12 protein-coding genes and 4 pseudogenes are annotated in these 19179 nt (G+C 56.7%); 14 read left to right on the top strand and 2 right to left on the bottom strand.

Annotation, left to right across the window (positions count from 1 at the left end):
* Positions 1-8: 8 nt before the first annotated feature.
* From rpsR to JCM13996_RS12910, 6 genes and pseudogenes are all read left to right on the top strand, one after another.
* Positions 9-248, top strand: a complete 240-nt coding sequence (rpsR, locus tag JCM13996_RS05695) for a 30S ribosomal protein S18 (protein WP_054750354.1) — start codon at positions 9-11, stop codon at positions 246-248.
* A 220-nt stretch (positions 249-468) separates the two neighbouring features.
* Positions 469-1353, top strand: a complete 885-nt coding sequence (locus tag JCM13996_RS05690) for a MurR/RpiR family transcriptional regulator (RefSeq protein WP_054750352.1) — start codon at positions 469-471, stop codon at positions 1351-1353.
* Between the two features lie 200 nt (positions 1354-1553).
* The gene (locus JCM13996_RS05685) at positions 1554-1910 is read left to right on the top strand and encodes a hypothetical protein (protein ID WP_054750350.1); all 357 of its coding nucleotides are present in this window, start codon (positions 1554-1556) and stop codon (positions 1908-1910) included.
* A gap of 66 nt (positions 1911-1976) precedes the next feature.
* Entirely contained in the window at positions 1977-3233 is a 1257-nt protein-coding gene (locus tag JCM13996_RS05680) for a GGDEF domain-containing protein (RefSeq protein ID WP_156321882.1), read from the top strand.
* Between the two features lie 87 nt (positions 3234-3320).
* A pseudogene (locus JCM13996_RS10450) lies at positions 3321-3555 on the top strand (cytochrome b5 domain-containing protein).
* Between the two features lie 77 nt (positions 3556-3632).
* Positions 3633-4489: pseudogene (locus tag JCM13996_RS12910) on the top strand (fructosamine kinase family protein).
* Positions 4490-4553: 64 nt separating this feature from the next.
* On the opposite strand, the gene JCM13996_RS05670 reads toward JCM13996_RS12910, so the two are convergent.
* Positions 4554-4733 carry a hypothetical protein gene (locus JCM13996_RS05670; RefSeq protein WP_054750345.1) on the bottom strand — a complete coding sequence of 60 codons (180 nt, stop codon included), beginning with the start codon at positions 4731-4733 and terminating at the stop codon, positions 4554-4556.
* Positions 4734-4896: 163 nt separating this feature from the next.
* Between JCM13996_RS05670 and JCM13996_RS05665 the strand changes: the two are divergent.
* The 8 genes and pseudogenes from JCM13996_RS05665 (at position 4897) to JCM13996_RS05630 (ending at position 17971) form a co-directional block, all read left to right on the top strand.
* A pseudogene (locus tag JCM13996_RS05665) lies at positions 4897-5741 on the top strand (aldo/keto reductase).
* Between the two features lie 136 nt (positions 5742-5877).
* A complete protein-coding gene (locus JCM13996_RS05660) occupies positions 5878-7899 on the top strand; it encodes a DHH family phosphoesterase (RefSeq protein WP_054750343.1) in 2022 nt (673 codons plus the stop codon).
* Positions 7900-7972: 73 nt separating this feature from the next.
* Entirely contained in the window at positions 7973-8428 is a 456-nt protein-coding gene (gene rplI, locus JCM13996_RS05655; RefSeq protein ID WP_054750341.1) for a 50S ribosomal protein L9, read from the top strand.
* Positions 8429-8674: 246 nt separating this feature from the next.
* Complete coding sequence (locus tag JCM13996_RS05650; protein ID WP_054750339.1) at positions 8675-10252, top strand: KxYKxGKxW signal peptide domain-containing protein; 1578 nt, start codon at positions 8675-8677, stop codon at positions 10250-10252.
* The gene (locus tag JCM13996_RS05645) at positions 10231-13629 is read left to right on the top strand and encodes a MucBP domain-containing protein (protein ID WP_054750337.1); all 3399 of its coding nucleotides are present in this window, start codon (positions 10231-10233) and stop codon (positions 13627-13629) included. The genes JCM13996_RS05650 and JCM13996_RS05645 overlap by 22 nt, the downstream gene beginning before the upstream one ends.
* Positions 13630-13798: 169 nt before the next feature.
* A complete protein-coding gene (dnaB, locus tag JCM13996_RS05640) occupies positions 13799-15184 on the top strand; it encodes a replicative DNA helicase (protein ID WP_054750335.1) in 1386 nt (461 codons plus the stop codon).
* Between the two features lie 61 nt (positions 15185-15245).
* Positions 15246-16412: a hypothetical protein gene (locus JCM13996_RS05635; protein WP_054750332.1), complete on the top strand. Its 1167-nt coding sequence runs from the start codon at positions 15246-15248 to the stop codon at positions 16410-16412.
* Between the two features lie 273 nt (positions 16413-16685).
* A pseudogene (locus JCM13996_RS05630) lies at positions 16686-17971 on the top strand (adenylosuccinate synthase).
* Positions 17972-18229: 258 nt separating this feature from the next.
* Here the strand turns inward: JCM13996_RS05630 and JCM13996_RS05625 are convergent.
* Positions 18230-19135, bottom strand: coding sequence for a magnesium transporter CorA family protein (locus tag JCM13996_RS05625; RefSeq protein WP_054750330.1), 906 nt, complete (start codon positions 19133-19135; stop codon positions 18230-18232).
* Positions 19136-19179 lie beyond the last annotated feature (44 nt).

The raw sequence follows: 19179 nt of genomic DNA, 5'->3' as shown, positions 1-19179 counted from the left end.
TGATTTTAATGGCACAGCAGCGTCGTGGTGGTGGCCGTCGTCGTCGTAAGGTCGACTTCATTGCCGCAAACCATATCGAATACATCGATTACAAGGATACCGACCTTCTGCGTCGGTTTATCTCCGAACGCGGTAAGATTTTGCCACGTCGGGTAACCGGTACTTCCGCAAAGAACCAGCGTAAGCTCACCGTCGCTATCAAGCGTTCACGGATTATGGGCCTACTGCCATTCGTAGCAGAAGACTAACCAAAACTAACAGCGTCGCACCAATCTGGTGTGGCGCTATTTTTGTGTAGTAGTCTGTGTGGTTCACGGTATGTGGGGCCGGCGGGGCTCCGGCAGGTGGGATGTGACCCACGGCCGGAGTGGTGAACCTCACGCGCCGGCCGTACCGCTTTTCCGGCCATATTTTTGCGGGCATCACGCGACGTAATGCGGTATGATGGGCATGATAGGGGGCGTAGATATGTCACTAATAGACAACCTCAACCAATTGACCGGCAATACCGCTGCAGAGCAACGGATTGCGGAATACATTCAGCAAAACTTAGCCACCATCCCCACCACGACGACTGAACAAATGGCGGCGGAGACCTATACGTCGCATTCTGCCATTGTCCGGTTCGCCCAGAAACTCGGCTATGGCGGGTTTGGTGAACTCAAAGCGGCAGCCGCTGAGCTAGCTGAGCAGCAAACACCCGACTTTGGGACGACCGATGCGGGGCTGCCGTTTCACGCGACCGACCCACTGGCCGACATTGCCGACAGCATCGCGCACTACACGGCCCGCAGCGTGGCGGACGCCCGGGCCCGCCTGGACCTACACGGGATCCAGCAGGCGGCACAAGTCCTCCTGAATAAGCAGCGTATCTTTATCTTTGCGCAGGGGGATGCCCAGTTGCAGGCCCGGAACTTTCAGCGCGAGCTGGTGAAGCTCAACCGCTTTGCTATTCCGGCGTTGGACTATGCTGACGCCTCCCGTGTGGCCACCAACCTCGGGCGTCATGACGTGGCGCTGTTCTTCATGGACACCGCCCAGGCTGGTGAGTTTACCCGGGTGCTGCGGTACCTCCACGACCGGCAGGTGGCGACCGTGTTGCTCGCTAACCATCCAGCCAAAGCCATAATGTCACTGGCCGACGTGACCATCAATACCGACCGGAGTGCGGCCGTCCAACCGCAAGGTGGCACCTTTGCCACCCAGGCTGTAGTGGCATACACGCTGGATACGCTATTCGCGGCGATGTACGCCTACGAATTTACTGAAAATATCTTTGCGGACGCACCAACTAATGATGCGCCCGCGGCACCAGTACCACCGACTAACGACCTGTTTGGGGACGGGGAGTAGCGGTACTGGAGGTGATAAGTGCTTGGGGGACGTGTGAGTGCGAAATGCGATAACGAGTATCGGTCTACCGATGTTATTTGCCCAGGGTCTAACGATGCTCTTCTTTGCTCTGGGTTTTGTGGTGTACTATTCTAGATTCTGGCGGTGGCTGACTACCACACGCGCTGAAAAAAACGGGGATCAACCGGGCGGTACGGTTATTGCCAGCCCTCGCGGCCATTGCGACCGCAATCTTGTTTGACCGGATGGCCAGCGGCCGGCTGCTACACGTTGGTGGGCTCTTACAACATGGTATGGGCCTTTTTGTCGTGAGTTTTATTATTCTGGACGCGGACATCTGGCCCAGCGAGCTCGTCGTGCGGGCGGCCGGGTTGATGGCTGTGTGGGGACTTAGTCATGGTGAACTTGGATGGAGCGTCGTGGGGACGGCGGCCCGTTTGTTTGCGTTGCTGTGGGCACTTGCCTCATGGTATCTGGCCCCGGATTCGTTACCACATCGTGCCACACTTTGTTTGGCTGATGCTAATTGCGGTGGTTTACTGGGGCACGATTCCTAGCGTGAGTGCGGGCTTCCGCATGAGTCCGTTGCTGATCATCCAGCCTTGGTGTTGTACGCCTGTGCGGTGCTGGCCACTGCCCTGTACCTGTACCTCATGCGGCAGGAAGAACGGGAAAGTGCAATGTATGCGCGGCGGGCAACTTATGATGCCCTGACGAACGCCAAAACGTACGCGGTTTTTCGTGCGGATATTTCGCGGACCTTTAACAACGCGCACGCCAATGGCCAGCCACTGACCATCGCGTCAATTGACGTTGACCACTTCAAGCAGGTCAACGACCATTACGGGCATCTAGCGGGCAACGAGGTTTTGATTGGGGTGGCCACCACCCTGCAGAAGGAGTTGGATCGGCATCCGGGGGAGCACAGTTTGTACCGCACCGGGGGTGAGGAGTTCAGCATTATCTTTAATGAAATTCCGGCGCGCACCGCGACCGCAATCGTGCGGGCTTGTTGGGCGGCGGTAAAGAACAGCACCTATCACGCCAGCAAGTACGCGATCCGCGTGACGATTTCTGCGGGCATCACGGCGGTGCGTGTGACGGACAACCATCTGGACGAGTTGTTAAAGCGTGCGGACGATAACCTTTACCAAAGTAAGCAACACGGACGGGACACGATTACCGTTGAAGGCGACACCCTGCACGATACGACGCACGTGCAGCCGCAGCAGCTGTACGCTTACTGTACAGCGCAGGTTCGGCAGCTATCCGGCAACCACGCCGATATGACGACGGAGGTGCTGACTGCCCGGTACGAGGCGACGACGGACCAGTGGCACCTCGTACCGGGGCCGCGCTCCTTCACACATCAGTACAACTTTGTGCAACAGGTGGCCCAGGAGGCCGGCAAAATCGCGTTAACGGTGCACCTCACCCTAGCTGATTGTCAGTCCACCCGCACCCGGGCGCACATGGCCGCCGTACTGGCACGTAACCAGCGTCCGACGCGGTTGCGGGTGTTGTTGGCGGCTCCCGTGCCGTTAATGACCTTGGCGGCGTTACGGGCGGACTACCAGCACCTGGACGTGGGCTTCGTCCTCGGGCTGAACGCGGACAGTGTGGCGCAGGTGACGGAGCCATTGCTACCGTTGCTCGATGGTATTCGGCTGCCACTATCGTTATTGCGTGCGGCGGAGGAAGATCCGGATACGGCGCAACACTTGCACACGTTGGTGGCGCAGTGTCGGCAGCACGATGTCGTGATCGTGGTCAGTGGCATTGATAACAGCGTGGACGCTGATTACGTACGGCAAAAGTGGCCGGTCGACGGCGGTTGTGGCTACTTTGTTAGTCACCCGGACCTACCGCGAATCGACTAATAGCTGTTACTCATACTCGCCAAAGCGGTGTAGAATAACCAGTATCCGGTATATACATTAAATAAATTTTTCCGGGGAGGAATGAGTATGGCAGAGAAGACGTTTACGCAAGCAGAATTAGCTAAGTATAACGGTGTGGATGGCGCGCAGCGTACGTGGCCATTGACGGCACGGTGTACGACGTGACGGGAGTGCCGCAGTGGGCTGCCGGCAAGCACCATGCAACTTGGCGGGCCAGGATCTGACCGAGGCCATCAAGAAGTCACCGCATGGTCACTCAGTATTGGCCAAGTTACCCAAAGTAGGGCAGTACGTCGGCTGATTATCATTATGGCAATTAATAATAGGGCGGCGAGGCTGAACAAGCATCGCCGCCCTTTGTTTTCAGGAGGTAGTTGGATGAACGCAGCATGGTTAGCACAATTACCGTTACCCGCAGTGGCAACGGCCACCCCCGTAAGTGGTGGGGATGTGAACCAAGCGTGGCACTTGCGGACCCAGGCCGGCGAAGATTACTTTTTACTGGTTCAACCAGGACAGCCACAAAGCTTTTATGACGGCGAGGTAGCGGGACTGCGCGCCTTTGCCCGGTCCGGGGTGACCGCCCCCCGCGTGATTGCGCAGGGAACCGTTGAAGGGGATGGCTTTTTGGTGCTGAGCTACTTGACTAGCGGCACGGGCAGTCAGGCCGACCTCGGTCGGTTGGTGGCGCACCTGCACGCCTACGCCAGTCCCAACGGGCAGTGTGGGTTCGAGCAACCAACGGCGGGTACGAGTATCAGTTTTGCCAACCGCTGGACGCATCGTGGAGCGACCTGTTTGTGGGCGAGCGCCTTGACCGGTTGGCCGCCCAGCTCACGCGGAAGGGGTTGTGGACCGCAGCGGATGCCCAGCAGTACCAGCGGGTGCGCAGCGTGGTGGTGCACGCTCTGCAACACCACCAGGAAGCGCCGGTCTTGCTACACGGGGATTTATGGAGCGGCAACTTTATGTTCACCGCGGACGGGCAACCCGCGTTGATCGACCCAGCAGCCTTGTATGGGGACCGTGAGTTCGACATTGGCATTTCGACCGTGTTTGGTGGCTTCACGGCGGCATTTTATACGGCATACCAGCAGGTACGGCCGTTGGCACCCGGATACGAGCAACGACTACCCTTTTACCAGTTGTACTTGCTGATGGTGCACCTGGATAAGTTTGGTGCCGCTTATTACGATGCGGTCACGAGCGTGATGCACAACATTTTAACGGTCTAACGTATAGCGGAGGCTAACCAAAAGCACCCGGGAAGGGACTTTGGTTAGCCTCCGCTTTTTTTTGCTAATGGTGTTGATGGTACGCCATAAATAACGACATCGCTGCGTCCAGCAACATGATGCCCGTCATCAGCTGCATGGCGTGGGTCATGTTTTGCATGTCCATCATGTTGGTGCCAAACACCAGCCAGCAGAGGGCCAAGTTCAAAACGATCATGACCCAGGCCAGTACCTTTGCCCGCATATTTGGGACCTCCTCCCTGCATAACAACTCCCGGTATCAGTGTACCGCGCCTGGGCGCACAGGCAAAACTGCCCGGGTAAAAATGAAAGCGCTCTAATTTACCGCCACCACCAAGCTGATGCAGTGTACAATAGCGGTACACACCACGAATGGAGGGTCAGTAATGCGCACGATGAAAATTGGTACCGCCACGGTGCCGTTCTTAGGAATGGGTACCTGGCACATGGGTGAGATGAGTCCGACACGCACCCAGATGGAGGTGCAGAGCCTGCGCTATGGTCTGGATCACGGGTTGCAGGTAATCGATACGGCGGAAATGTACGGTGATGGCGCGGCCGAGCGGGTCGTGGGGACGGCCATTCAGGGCTACCCGCGCGACCAGGTATACCTGATTTCCAAGTTTTACCCGTGGAACGGGACGCGTGCGGGGATCCGCAAGGCCCTCACGGCTAGCCTGGACCGCTTGGGCACGGACTACCTGGACTTGTACCTGCTACACTGGCGGGGCAAGGTGCCCTTAGCTGAAAGTATTGGTGCCCTCCAAGATTTGCAACGGGAAGGGCTTATCCGGCAATATGGGGTCTCCAACTTTGACGTCATGGACTTGCAGGAGGCGTTGGCGGTGTCTGGTGGCCAGGGTGTGGTCGCCAACGAGGTGCTTTACAACCTGTCCGCGCGGGGCATCGAGTACGACCTGATACCACGGCAGCAGTTGGACCATGTGGCGCTGATTGGTTACTCACCGTACGGTTCTGGTGCGGGGCTGTCAATCAAGTTGCCCGAAGCATTGCGCACCCTGGCGGCGGACAAACACATTACGGGGCACCAGTTGCTGTTGGCGTGGGCGCTACGTTCAGGTAACGTGCTGAGCATCCCCAAAGCCGGAACGCCGGAGCACATGGCGGCTAACGTCGCAGCGGCGGAGGTCACCATCACGGCGGCAGACGACGCTTGATCAGCCGCTACTTCCCCGCACCGACTGCCAAGGAGCCGCTCAAGGTCATTTAAGCATGGTGTGGCTCGCGCTGCGTGGGACCGTTGGAACCGGTTCCGACGTTGTGGGTGTGTACCAATGTAGTTCATGTTAAAATGAGCTCGGGTGTATCACCAAATTGGGGGGAAATGCTCACACGAGCTGCTGAATATGAAAAATCTTTTAAATCGCATTAAGCTACCGGCGTTCCTCGAGAACACCCAGCTGCGTTACGGCGCGGCGGCCATGGTGGTGTTGGCACTGGCTGGCGTAATTGCGTCCGCCTTTGTGCGCTTGTGGGTCGCGCTGATCATGCTAGTCCTCTTGATTGGACTAGTAGTCGCCTCGTTCTACATGCTGGCGACGATTACCAAGAATACCAATAGATATATTAATGACCTCTCTTACCGCGTTAAGCGTGGTGAACAAGAAGCCCTCATCAGGATGCCAATGGGAATCCTGATGTTTGATGATGACCTCAACATCGAATGGCTCAACCCATTCCTGCGGCAGTACTTTGGTCAGGATCACATTTTGGGGCAAAGCCTCAACGACGTGGACCCGAACCTCGCCAAGATCATCACTAACGCGGGGGATGACACCAAAGCGCAGACGGTTACGTGGGGTGACCACCGCTTCTCAACCGTTGTGCAGAAGAGTATTGGTGTCATCTACCTGATGGATATCACCAATTACGCTCAAATTGAGGAACGGGCCAACGCCGAACGGTTGGTCATTGGCCAAATCTTTATCGATAACTATGATGAAGTGACGCAGGGGCTGGAAGACTCCGTGGTGTCCGGCCTGCGCAGCTTTGTCACCACGACGTTGAGCGACTGGGCCAATCAGTACGGGATGTTTGTGAAGCGTATTGATAGCGACCACTTTATGCTAATTGCTTACGCCAAGTCGCTGCAAGAAGTGATTACGCACGACAAGTTTAAGGTGCTCGACATTATTCGTGAGGAAACCAGTAAGCAGAACGCGCCGTTGACGCTCTCCATGGGGATTGCGTACGGTGACACGGATATCACGACGCTGGCTGCCACCTCACAAAGTAACCTCGACCTTGCGTTGGGCCGTGGTGGTGACCAGGTAGTTGTGAAGAGCCACGACGGGGATGCTAAGTTCTACGGCGGGAAGACCAACCCGATGGAAAAGCGTACCCGGGTGCGGGCACGGATGATTTCGCAGGCACTCCAAGAACTATTTAAGCAGGCGGACAAGGTCTACGTGGTGGGTCACAGCCAGCCAGACATGGACTCGATCGGGTCCGCGTTAGGTATTCGCCGCATCGCCCAGATGAACGGGAAGGACTGTTACGTCGTCTTGAACCCCGACCACCTACACAGCGACGTGGAGCGGTTGATGGAAAAGGTCACCAGTGACACCGAGATTGCCAACTGGGTCATTACCCCAGAGGCGGCCTTGTCGGGTGCCACCGACCACAGCCTCTTGGTGATGGTGGACCACAGCAAGCCGTCTATCACGACGGCTCCAGAATTGTTTGAGCGCCTGAGCAACCGGGCGGTCATCATCGACCACCACCGGCGTGGGGAGGAATTCCCGGACAACCCAATGTTGGTCTACATTGAGCCGTATGCTAGTTCCACGAGTGAATTGATTACCGAAATGTTTGAGTACCAGCCCCAAAATGCGGCGCCGCTGAACAAATTGGAGGCGACGGCGATGCTGGCCGGCATCACGGTGGACACCAAGAACTTCTCGCGGAGTACGGGGACCCGCACCTTTGACGCGGCTAGTTACCTGCGTTCCATCGGGGCGGATAGTACCAAAGTATCGTTGTTGCTAAAGGAAAACATGCACAATTACCTGCAGCGGAACCACCTGATTGAGACCGTGGACATGATTGGTGACGGGCTGGCTTGCTGTACCGGTGAGGAAAACCGGCAGTACGACCCCGTCATTGCGGCGCAGGCCGCCGATACACTCCTCAGTCTATCCGGAATCACGGCTGGCTTTGTGATTACCAAGCGTCCCGACGGCAAAGTGGGTATTTCCGCCCGGAGTCTGGGTGACGTGAACGTCCAGGTAATTATGGAGCGCCTGGGTGGCGGGGGCCACTTGAGCAACGCGGCTACGCAGATGGCCAATACAACGGTGGCGGACGCAAAGCAACAATTGGTGGACGCCATTGCCGCCAACGAGGCCGAAAACGACGCCGAAGGTTAGGCCTACCGTTGGCGTGACGGTAGACAAGTAGTAAAATTGGCCTGTAATACTTGGAAAGAGAGGACGTAGCAAGATGAAAGTAATTTTTACGCAGGATGTCCGCGGTAAGGGGAAGCGCGGTGAAGTCAAGGAAGTCCCCGATGGCTACGCCCAGAACTTCCTCATCAAGAACGGTAAGGCCAAAGTAGCTACCAAGCAGGCCATGAGCCAGCTTGAGGGTCAGCGTAAGGCCGAAGAACGGCACGAGGAAGAGCTGCACGAGCAGGCATTGGCGTTGAAGGCCCGGTTGGAGGACGACAAGACCGTGGTTGAGTTAACGGCCAAGGCGGGTTCCGACTCACGGCTCTTTGGTTCCATCCCCAGCAAGCAAATTGCTCAAGCGCTACAGAAGCAGTTCCAGCTGAAGATCGATAAACGCAAAATTAAGTTACCGGAGCCAATTCGGGCGCTAGGGTACACGAACGTTCCCGTTGAGTTAGCTCCGGGCGTGGAAGCCAAAATTCGCGTGCACGTGGGCGAACAAAAGTAGTTATTCTTGTGCACAAGCACGACATTTTCTTAGAGGATGTCGTGTTTTTTTATTGGCCGTGTGTTTGACCGTAAACGCTCGTAATGGTTGCTTTGGACACCCTTTATTAGCGGCATTTGTATTCGCTTTCTTAATTTGCTTTTTGGTGCACAATTAGGCGGTAATATTAGTAATATTCTGTTATAATCACGGTGGGAATTTGGTTCTGGGGAGATGTGGTCAAAGAATTTTGGAGGGTGAATCGTTATGGAGAAGAAGGATGCACGACAACTACGGCGGCTCATATACGCCTTACGGGATGAGCGGACGCATTTTAAGATGTATAAAGCAGGTAAAAAGTTGGCGTTTGCGAGCATCACTACGCTGGGTTTTGCTACCGCAATGACCGTTCTGGGTGCGGCCCCGGTACACGCCGATACAGCTTCACCAGATGATGGGCAGACGGCGACAACGACCGTTGCACCACAGACGGTGACTAGTGGTGCGGTTGCACTTCAGCACCAGGCCACTAGCGGATCCACGAGTAGCGCGGCGGCAGCTGGTAGCGATAGTAGCACGAGTAGCGCTGATAGTGCGACCAGTTCGGCCGCGACCCCTGTCAGTGCGACCAGCAGTGCCGCTACGGTCAGCGTGACACCTGGTAATTCTGGGAGTAGTGCCGCGACCAGCGCGGCGGATAAGCAGTACGGTAGCAGTGCCACGACTAGTCGTGCGGCCAGTGCCCCGGTCAGCGCCGCACCGACCAGTGCTGCCACGGTGGTGGATGCCACAACGACCAGCCTCGATTTACACGCGGAACAGGACACCATTAAGTCCGGGCAGACGGCCGCCTTTGACCTGAACCTCAATGTGAGCGGCATCACGACGGACGGACAGCCGCAACAACTAGTAGTGGACCTGCCGGACGATTTTACGTTGGCCGCGGGGATGGACTTAGGCATTAATGGGGTCACCCCAACGTCAGATTCGGCGCAACACCAGCTGGTTTACAATTTTGCCACGCCGCAAAACGGCCTGACTGTGGCCAAGCGGTTCACCTTTACCACGCAGTCGGGGCCGGTGGTTAACGGGACCCTGCTCCAGATGCGTGCACAATTTATTGATGGCAGCCAGATCACGGATAGTGGTGTGCAAACCGTGACGGTGACCTCCAAAGCTGTTTACGGGGTGGCCAGCCAGTTCGACGGGGTCATGCCTACTGACGGGGATGGTAATTTAATTACCGACGCTAACGGGAACGCCACTATTGATACCAGCAAGGCCAGTGGCCGGGCTGGGGATCTGGTCGTGTACACGGTCGGGGTCACCGCCCCGAAGCAGACACTAGGGCAGGCGTACCTGGAGCCGGGAACGGTTGTGCAGGTGGCGTTTATGCTACCAAAGGGGCTGACCTTCAAGGGCGTTGATAGTACGACGTTGGCACCCAACGTCACGGTTAATGCTGATGGGACTACGACCCTGCGCTTTTACTTTGAGGCACCAAGTATCGCCGAGCAGGCAGCCGCCGTGAATAACCTGGTGGCCAACCGGTTTAACATTTTGGCACAAATTAATAGTGATCTAGCGTATAACACCTCATTGACGACGCAAGCACTGATGGGCGCGACCTCGATCAACGGTGAGGCAGTAAAGTCCAGCATTGCCACTACCAAGATCGTCACGGTGCCCGACTTTACCAAGAGCGGGATCCCAACTGATGGTAGTGAGGCATACTTTTATACTTGGGGGCCAGCTGACGGTAACGGTAAATTATCAACCTATTCCAACGCGAATGATGATCCCCAGGTTGCGTCGACGCCCAGTTGCAATTCAGGCTGCAATTAGGGACGGCTGATTACATCTTTGGCCAAGCTGATAACTCCAAGAGTCACCTACTGACGAGCCCGAGCGCAGACATCAAATATACCAGTGAGGGCTGGATTCGAGAATTGCAAAAGTACGAGGCCACGTATGATATTGATGATCACCTCAACGTTAATCAGTTGTATGTAGGTGCGCCTAATGCCTGGATTGAAGGTCATCCATACGCCCTCACGGAGGACCCCAAATTTAATCTTTACGTGCAGTACCGGGGTGAAATGGGCTTTGAGTCAACGCCAATCATTACGGGTATGACGGATACTGCTGGTCAGTGGGTTGATCTATCTAGTCTGTTGGATAATGCTCGTGGCGTTGATAAGCTCCGTTTTGAATGGACGACGCCAGTCGCTGGTCAAAACTATAGTAATATTTGTTTCATGATGACCCCCAAGGCTGGGTATTATGGCACAGTGGGTAATCGGTTGACGGTTAATATCGCTGGTTATTGCGGTTTAGGTTGGGTGGAAACGCAGTACGATGAGAACGGCGCTTATGTAGTCGCCTATGTACCCCACATTGATGTGCACGAAGATCTGGGTGCTGAGGTGCACATGCTTGATGGTCACGGAAGGGCCGTCAGACCTGGTGATGACTACGATCAACGGGCAGTTTTTAACCAGTACATGACCACCAAGACCGCCGAAATTGCGCGCCCGGCCGAAAACACGCCGCGGGTTTTGAACGAGAGCCTCAGCTTTGCCAACCAAACGGCGGGTAAGGTGGATGTTGGTGCGAACCAACTGGTGGTCACCGTCGAGAACAACAAGGCGGCTTTACAAAGTTTTGACGGCCTAGTTAGCTACGTGATTCTACCAGAAGGTGTGGCCTACACAGGCAACGATGCCCAAGTTACGGCCTCCAAACAGGGCGGAAAGACGTTGCTGACGATTCACTGGAAGCGTGACGCGTTGGCACCCAATAGTGTCAACCGCCTGACGTTACCGGTCACCGTAGCCGCAACGCTCAACGCTGCCCAGCTGGCAGTCACCATCGATTCAACGGTCAACCAGGCGGATACTGTAGTGCCGCGGACGATTGACCCGACGGATGCGTCTGACGTGCAAATTCTGGCGAACGTCACGGACATCCTGGGGACGCCGATCAACCAGAAGGTCTACGCGTTAACGCTGGTGACACCGGTCAATGATGATGGTCGCGGTGTGCAGCTACAGTCCACCGCGTTGGCCGCCAACGCTGCTGGTGACGAGGGTGCCCTGGTGACGGTTCGGGCTGGCGAAGACGGGCAGTATCTGTTACGGTTCGCGCCCGCCACGAGCGCAGTACTACAGGACGTCACGATTCACGTCACCCTGCCATACGTGGGTGATCAGGCCGAGTTGAGCGCCACTAGTCGGGGTACCACCACAAATGACGTCCATCTTGCCGGACCGGTACAGTTACCAATGAGCTGGGCAGGCAAAGCTACCGTGCGGTACATCACCGCTGCGGCACCAACTGGCTTGGTGGCGGCTGACGTGACTAACTTTGCGGACGTCACTGGCTTACTGGTCACCTTTAATGATCCCGCTGCCTACCTGGATGGTGGTGCCCAGACGTTGATTCTACCGGTCCACGTGGCCGACGCGGCAACGCCGGGCACGCAGGCTTACGTAAGTGCGGCTGTGAGTGCCAACGGGCTGAGCGCGGCGGAAGGGCTGCGCGCCGGCATCACGGTGGGCGTTCACCAGCAGGCAAGCGCCACGGTCACTTACCATGACGACACGACGGATACCGACCTGCGCACGGTCACGGCAGCAGATGATCCGACGCTGACTGGCTTTGTGGGGACGACGAGTGCCTACGATGCAACGCCAGTGATTGATGAATACCTGCAGGCAGGTTACGGCCTGGCTAGTGATGGGACCAAAGATGCGAACGGTACGCGCCTGATTGCGTTTACGACCGATGGGGTCACGACCAATTACGTGGTCCACCTCTACCACAACTTTGTGGCGGACAAGCCGACGACGAGTAGTCAAACGATCCACTATGTCGATCAGCACCAGCAGCCGCTAGCACCAGACCACGTGGACACAGTGTCCTTCCTGACGGTGCGCGACATGGTTACGGATGCCAGCCAAAGTTATGTGACGCTAAGCACGATTACTGGTCAACCAGTAGTCAATGATGGGGTTCCGACTGGTGAGTGGTTGGTCGGGACGACCGCAGACCTGGCGGCGGTGGCTAACCCCGTAATTACTAATTATCGGGTAGTGGCCACGACGGCTGCTAATGGTGACCTCGTCGCGGTGCCAGCCACGACGCTAATGGCTAATAGCGGTGCGCAGGTCGTGACGGTTAGCTACGACTTTGCCACTGGCGAACCAGGGACCAGCGCAGCTGCGGGACTCCTCACCATCCGTTACGTGAACCGGTACGGTATGCAGCTACGAGCAGCCACAACCCAAACTGGCTACGTGGGCAATGGTTACAGCGTTACGGCGCCAACGCTCACTGGCTACACGTATGTTGGGCCAGCTAAGGATTCGGCGGCCCTGACCGGAACGTTTACCAGCGACCCAACAACGATCACGCTGGTTTACGACCTGATTCAGGGCCAACCAGGTACGAGTGAGGCTGCGGGACCCCTCACCATCCGTTATGTGAACCGGTACGGTATGCAACTACGAGCGACGACAACCCAAACTGGCTACGTGGGCAATGGTTACAGCGTTACGGCACCGACGCTCACTGGGTACACGTATGTTGGGCCGGCTAAGGATTCGGCAGCCCTGACCGGAACATTTACCAGCGACCCAACAACGATCACGCTCGTTTACGACTTGATTCAGGGCCAACCAGGGACCAGCGCGGTCTCGGGACCGTTGACGGTGCGGATAGTTGATCAAGTGGGGCAACCCCTGCGGCCAGCTTTGGTTCGTACTGACTTCGTGGGTAACGGTTACCACGTGACGGTACCAACAATCAGTGGTTATGACTATGTCGGTTTAGCTCAGGGGTCGGCGGCCTTATGGGGCACGTTTGTCGCAACGCCAACGACGATTACGCTGGTTTACCGGCAACAGGAGCAGCCTGGTACTCCCACGCCGCCACGTCGCTACTTGCCGGATACCGGCACCACAAGTACACCGACCGCGCCGACCAGTTCGCCACGTTTGATGGCGCACACCACCGGCACGCGGGTGACCCCCACGCCGACAACGCGTGCGGTAGTGGCCACCAACCGGCCGACTACCCGGACGCTACCGGCTACTGGTGCACACCGGACCCTGCCGCAGACGGGCGACCAAACTGTCCGCAGTGGTGCCACGTTGTCCGTGCTGGGCTTAGGCTTGCTGAGCTTGCTCAGCGGTTTGTGGTTCCGCAAGCGTGAGCACTAAACCTTGTTAGTGATATGACTAAAAAGTTCCACTCCCAGCGTGACTGGGGGTGGAGCTTTTTCATTAGGTACACCCGGCATGGTCGGGCAACGGTGGGCCGCTCAGTATGCTACAATTTAACCAGCTAACGGTGCGGTGAGTACGCACCACGAGAACGGAGGCAAACACCATGGATGAACCGACATTAAGTCGCCAACCACCATACAGCGAGGACGCGGAACAGGCCGTTTTGGGTGGGATTTTACTGAATCCCGACCGGTTGGCAGACGCCCAAGAAGTGCTGGAGCCGGATGATTTCTACCGGCGCGCCAACCAGCTTATTTTTGCGGCCATGAATGCGCTCAACGACCGTGAAATTAATATCGACGTGGTGAGTGTCAAAGAAGAACTGGAACGCGATAACCACCTGGATGATGTTGGTGGGGTCGCGTACATGGCCGAGCTGGCTGACGCCGTGCCGACGTCCACCAACGTCGGTTACTACGCCAAAATTGTCAACGATAAGGCCACCATGCGGCGGTTGATCCAAGCCGCCCAAACCATCGCGGCCAAGGGCTACGAGGGGTCCGAGGAGCCAATCGACCTGCTGACGGAAGCGGAGGAAACGTTTAGCCGCATCAGTCAGGGTGGGCGCGATACCGGCTTCCGGGCAATTCGTGACGTGTTGCAGAACGCCATGGACGAGATCGACAAGATGGCGACCAACGACGACCAGGTAACGGGGTTAGCGACGGGCTACCATGACCTGGATCAGCTGACCACCGGGTTCCACGACGACGAACTGATTATTATCGCCGCCCGTCCCGGGATGGGGAAGACCGCCTTTGCCCTGAACATCGCCCAAAATGTGGGGCGGGACACGAACAAAGCCGTGGCCATCTTCAGTCTGGAAATGGGCGCCGAATCGCTGGTCAACCGGATGCTGTGTAGTGAAGGTAGTATCGACGCCACCCATCTCCGGACTGGTAACCTGAACCAGGACGAGTGGGAGCGGCTCCTGGTGGCCATGGGCAGCTTGTCGAAGATGAACATCTACTTTGATGATTCGGCAGGCATTAAAGTGGGGGAGATTCGCGCCAAGTGTCGGCGCCTCGCCCGGGATCCGGACGTGGACCTTGGCCTGGTGATCGTCGACTACTTGCAACTAATTGAAGGCAACGGGCGTGAAAACCGGCAGCAAGAAGTGTCCGAGATTTCCCGCCAGCTCAAGAAGCTGGCTAAGGAACTCAACATCCCCGTCATTGCCATGTCGCAATTATCCCGGAGTGTGGAACAGCGTCAGGACAAACGGCCGGTGCTGTCTGATATTCGTGAGTCCGGTTCAATTGAACAGGATGCCGACATCGTGGCTTTCATCTACCGTGACGATTATTATCGTGACGAAGATGGGGATGACGATGAGGGTGGTGGTGCACCCAGTGATGATCAAGAGCAAGACGTAGGTGAAGTGGAGATCATTCTGGAAAAGAACCGGAGTGGGGCCCGCGGCACCGTGAAGTTACTTTTTGCCAAGTCCTTAAATAAGTTCGTCAATATCTCGAACCGTACAGAGTAAGGGGTTGCACGCGCCATTGAACGGTGTAGAATGCAACCTAAACAGGAAAGAAGGTGACGCCATGAATACGCTGATTCAAAATTTGCGTAGCGCCAAGCAGCAACACCTACTGATCAACATTTATCAGCGTGATAGCGAGGACTTTTATACCGGTTATGTCCAGATGGTGGGGGACGACGGGGTCGTAGTTGCGACCTACAACGATGCCGGGTTGGCTGACGGAGCGGCCCTCATCACTTATGACGCCATCGATTCCATTGAGATCGGCGGTCCGGACATTGACAGTATGGAGTTTCGCATTGCCGCGGCGGCCAAAGAGGATTTCCGGGCGTTGCCCGCTGCGCCCCTCGCGCTACCGTTGAATAACGAATCACCAATTGCCTACCAGGTCGCCGAAAACATGCGGCGGACCGGTCAGGTGGTCATGGTGATCGCGTTTGACATCGAGAATTACCTTGAGGGCCAGGTGACGGAGGTCACCCAGGACCACTTCACCATGAATGTCCTCAATAAATTTAACTACACGGATGTTCGTAGCATTCAGGTCGACTTTGCCAACCTCGGAGTGCTCGAATACGACGGTTACGACTTGTTTCTGGCGAGCGCCATGGCCGCTAAGCGCGACACGTTGCGGCACGTCACCACTGTCCGCCACCTTAACACCGGCAATTTGAGCGAGGTGCTGGGGGATGCCCGCGACGAGGAAACGCTGATTGCGGTTGTTGGGCGACAAAGCATGGACCAGTTCTACGTTGGGCGTGTGGCCGCGGTTAACGAGACCTTCGTTGTGCTCTCCCTTGTCGACATGGGTGGCCAGTTTGGCGGTTACTCGTTACTGCGGTTACGCGGAATTCATAGCGTGATCGTGGCCTCCGACTACTTGCAGTCAATGCTGATGTACGAGACTTGGGGGGCCACGCACCACTTTGTCCAGGTGCCGAAGCTGAACCGGGAGCGAGTCTTTGACGCGAACGACGACCTCTTGGCGAACCTGATTGGTGAAGGTGAGGTCTTCGGCCGCGTCTTCCGGTTACGGACGGCGATGACCAAGGAACCGCTGATTGGGACCCCGACGAACGTAACGACGGACGGCTTTGATTGGCTACCGTTCGGTGATCCGCAGGCCGAGCCACAACACTTCAAGATGGTGCAGGTGCTCGCCCTGAGCTTTGGTAGTGTGTACTCTTACCTCCAAGAACAGTGGATCCAAGATAATTCAGAAGAATAGCACGATACCGGACGCCAGGTGCGTCCGGTTTTTTTGTTGCACTGGTGCCGACGCCATTACTTTGCGATAGTTCGGACATCACCAGACATATTGGCGATAAAGCGGGTGCAAAGACACTATCATCGAAAATAACACGAACATTCTGGGTGCTACCCCTTGTGACCGTACCACTTAACTGCTATCATTATGGTTGTTTTGGGCGTCGTCGACGTTCAACGTACAGACAGTGACCGGAGTGACTTTGCTTCCGTTACAATCGAGGAGGACTTATCAATGGGTACAGCAGTAATTGTTGGTATGCAGTGGGGCGACGAAGGTAAGGGGAAGATTACCGACTTCCTGAGCCAGGGAGCGCACATGATCGCGCGTTACCAGGGTGGTGACAATGCGGGCCACACCATTCACGCCAACGGTCAGGTGTACAAGTTACGGTTGGTGCCGTCCGGGATCCTCTATCCGCACCAGTTATCCGTGATTGGGAATGGTGTTGTGGTCAACCCGGCCAGCCTGTTGCGGGAATTGACGGCTTTGCGTGAGCAGGGGGTACCGGGCGACAACCTGCGGATCAGTGACCGCGCGCAGGTGATCATGCCGTACCACATCCTGTTGGACAAGTTGCAGGAAGCTAAGAAGGGTGATGCCAAGATCGGCACGACTAACCGCGGGATCGGTCCGGCGTACGTGGATAAAGCTGCGCGCGTTGGTATCCGCATGGCGGACCTGCTTGATCGGGACACCTTTGCCGCGAAGTTGCGGTTGAACGTCGACGAAAAGAATGAGCTGCTAACTAAGATTTACGGGGCGGATCCCGTTAATTACGACGATATCTTCGGCCAGTACTGGGAATTTGGCCAGCAGCTGGCACCATGCATTATGGATACCAGCGTGGTGCTGAACGACGCGTTGGACGCGGGGCATAACGTCCTCTTTGAAGGGGCTCAGGGCATCATGCTGGATGTCGACCAGGGGACCTACCCGTACGTTACGTCCTCCAACCCAGCCGGTGGGGTTTCCACCGGGACTGGTGTGGGCGCGTCCCGAATCGACCGGGTGGTCGGGGTCGTCAAGGCCTACACTTCCCGGGTGGGCGACGGTCCGTTTCCGACCCAGCTGGACGACGCCACGGGGGACTTTATCCGTAACGCCGGGCACGAGTTCGGTACGGTTACCGGGCGGCCGCGGCGCGTGGTTGGTTCGACGCCGTGGTCGTTAACCACGCCCGCCGCGTGGCTGGGGTGACCGACCTGTGCCTGAACTCGGTTGACGTGCTGACTGGTTTGGACAAGATCAAAATCTGTGTAGCCTACGAAAAGGCGGACGGGACCCGCATCACCCGGATGCCTGCGACCTTGAAGGAACTGGGTGAGTGCCAGCCGGTCTACGAGGAGCTTGACGGGTGGACCGACGACATCAGTGGTGCGCGGAGTTTGGACGACTTACCCGCGGCACCGCGCCGGTACGTGGAACGTATCCAGGAACTGGTCGGGGTCAACCTATTGACCTTCGGCGTGGGTCCAGAACGTGACCAGACGGTGGTGCTGGACGATGTCTGGGGTTAACGCACCAAAATGAGTACATTAAAGCGAGGTAGCTGCATTATTGTAGCCACCTCGCTTTGCGTTTCGTGCTTTTATTCCCGGTACTGACAATCCCAGTGCAATGCTTGTAGACGGACTGGCTGGTCAAAGTTGCGCGGGGTCTTACCGGCCGGCGAATTTCCCGCAAGAAGCGTCGTTACTCCACCTTGGCGCTGGTGGGACGGCCGGTGCAGGTGGCAGCAGTGATGTAGGCTGCAGACTTAATGCCCCTTTGGCTACTTACTTAATACGACGGTTGAGCAATACCGCCATGAGCACGCTGAGCAGGACGGTAATGCCAATGGTGAGCAACCAGGCACCCGTGGTTTTGGCCAGCGGTAGCCCGACGTTCATGCCGTAAAAGCCGGTGACGATGGTCGGTACGGTCAGAATCAGCGACCACACGGTCATCAGTTTCATGGTGTCGTTCAGCTCATTATTTAGCACGTTGGTGTAGGTCATGTTGAGCTGGTCCATTATTTGCGAAGTGGTTTGCGTCATTTCGCTAAACTGTTGCGCTTCGATAATGACGTCGTTGAGCCGCTCCCGCTCATGGGCGTTGAGCCCGCGGAACAGTGGTTGGAGCTTAAATTGTTGGAGCACCATGGCGTTTTGCTTCGCGGCTGTCACCAGGTAGACCACGCCGGTTTCGAGGTCAGACAAGACCAACAGGTTATTCTTGCTGGCTTTGCGGCGAAGACGGTCGGCGACGTCCTGACGCCGCTCATCGACTTTTTCGATCAGCGGGAAGAACGCTTCGGTCAGAATAAAGAGCCCCTCAAAGAGAAACTGGAAAACCGAGATATCATCATTAGCCGCGAGCTGGTCCGCCAGCAGATCACACACGTAGTCAGCCTTCGCGCCGCCAATGGTAAAGATGCGCTGGCCGCGGATGATGAAGGTCAGGGGTACGGCGTCGAAGTGGCCGTGCACCTCGTGCTGGTTGGGCACGTTGTAAACCATCAGGAAGGTGTTAGTCACGGCGTCATATTCCACGTGGGCCCGCTCATGCCGGTCCAGCGCGTACCCGAGCACTTCATCGTCCAGGGCGTAATCCGCGCGCAAGCGGGCTAACTCGGCCTTGTTGGCGTCGGTGACGTGGATCCATTCGTTGCGTCCGTGGTAGAACGTGGTTTGCTTGATCATTCCGTGGCCTCCTGTCTGGTTGTTTGGGGCAAAGATTCTATGTA

Source organism: Lacticaseibacillus thailandensis DSM 22698 = JCM 13996, from assembly GCF_001312865.1.
Lineage (GTDB): Bacteria > Bacillota > Bacilli > Lactobacillales > Lactobacillaceae > Lacticaseibacillus > Lacticaseibacillus thailandensis.
Note: the sequence above shows the minus strand (reverse complement) of the source record. Positions and strands in the feature narration are given on the sequence as shown.

What these genes read in the sequence shown, in the direction of transcription:
- rpsR (WP_054750354.1), top strand. Translation starts at nt 9, where the DNA reads ATGGCACAGCAGCGTCGTGGTGGTGGCCGTCGTCGTCGTAAGGTCGAC.
- JCM13996_RS05690 (WP_054750352.1), top strand. Translation starts at nt 469, where the DNA reads ATGTCACTAATAGACAACCTCAACCAATTGACCGGCAATACCGCTGCA.
- JCM13996_RS05670 (WP_054750345.1), bottom strand. Translation starts at nt 4,733, where the DNA reads ATGCGGGCAAAGGTACTGGCCTGGGTCATGATCGTTTTGAACTTGGCC.
- JCM13996_RS05660 (WP_054750343.1), top strand. Translation starts at nt 5,878, where the DNA reads ATGAAAAATCTTTTAAATCGCATTAAGCTACCGGCGTTCCTCGAGAAC.
- rplI (WP_054750341.1), top strand. Translation starts at nt 7,973, where the DNA reads ATGAAAGTAATTTTTACGCAGGATGTCCGCGGTAAGGGGAAGCGCGGT.
- JCM13996_RS05650 (WP_054750339.1), top strand. Translation starts at nt 8,675, where the DNA reads ATGGAGAAGAAGGATGCACGACAACTACGGCGGCTCATATACGCCTTA.
- dnaB (WP_054750335.1), top strand. Translation starts at nt 13,799, where the DNA reads ATGGATGAACCGACATTAAGTCGCCAACCACCATACAGCGAGGACGCG.
- JCM13996_RS05635 (WP_054750332.1), top strand. Translation starts at nt 15,246, where the DNA reads ATGAATACGCTGATTCAAAATTTGCGTAGCGCCAAGCAGCAACACCTA.
- JCM13996_RS05625 (WP_054750330.1), bottom strand. Translation starts at nt 19,135, where the DNA reads ATGATCAAGCAAACCACGTTCTACCACGGACGCAACGAATGGATCCAC.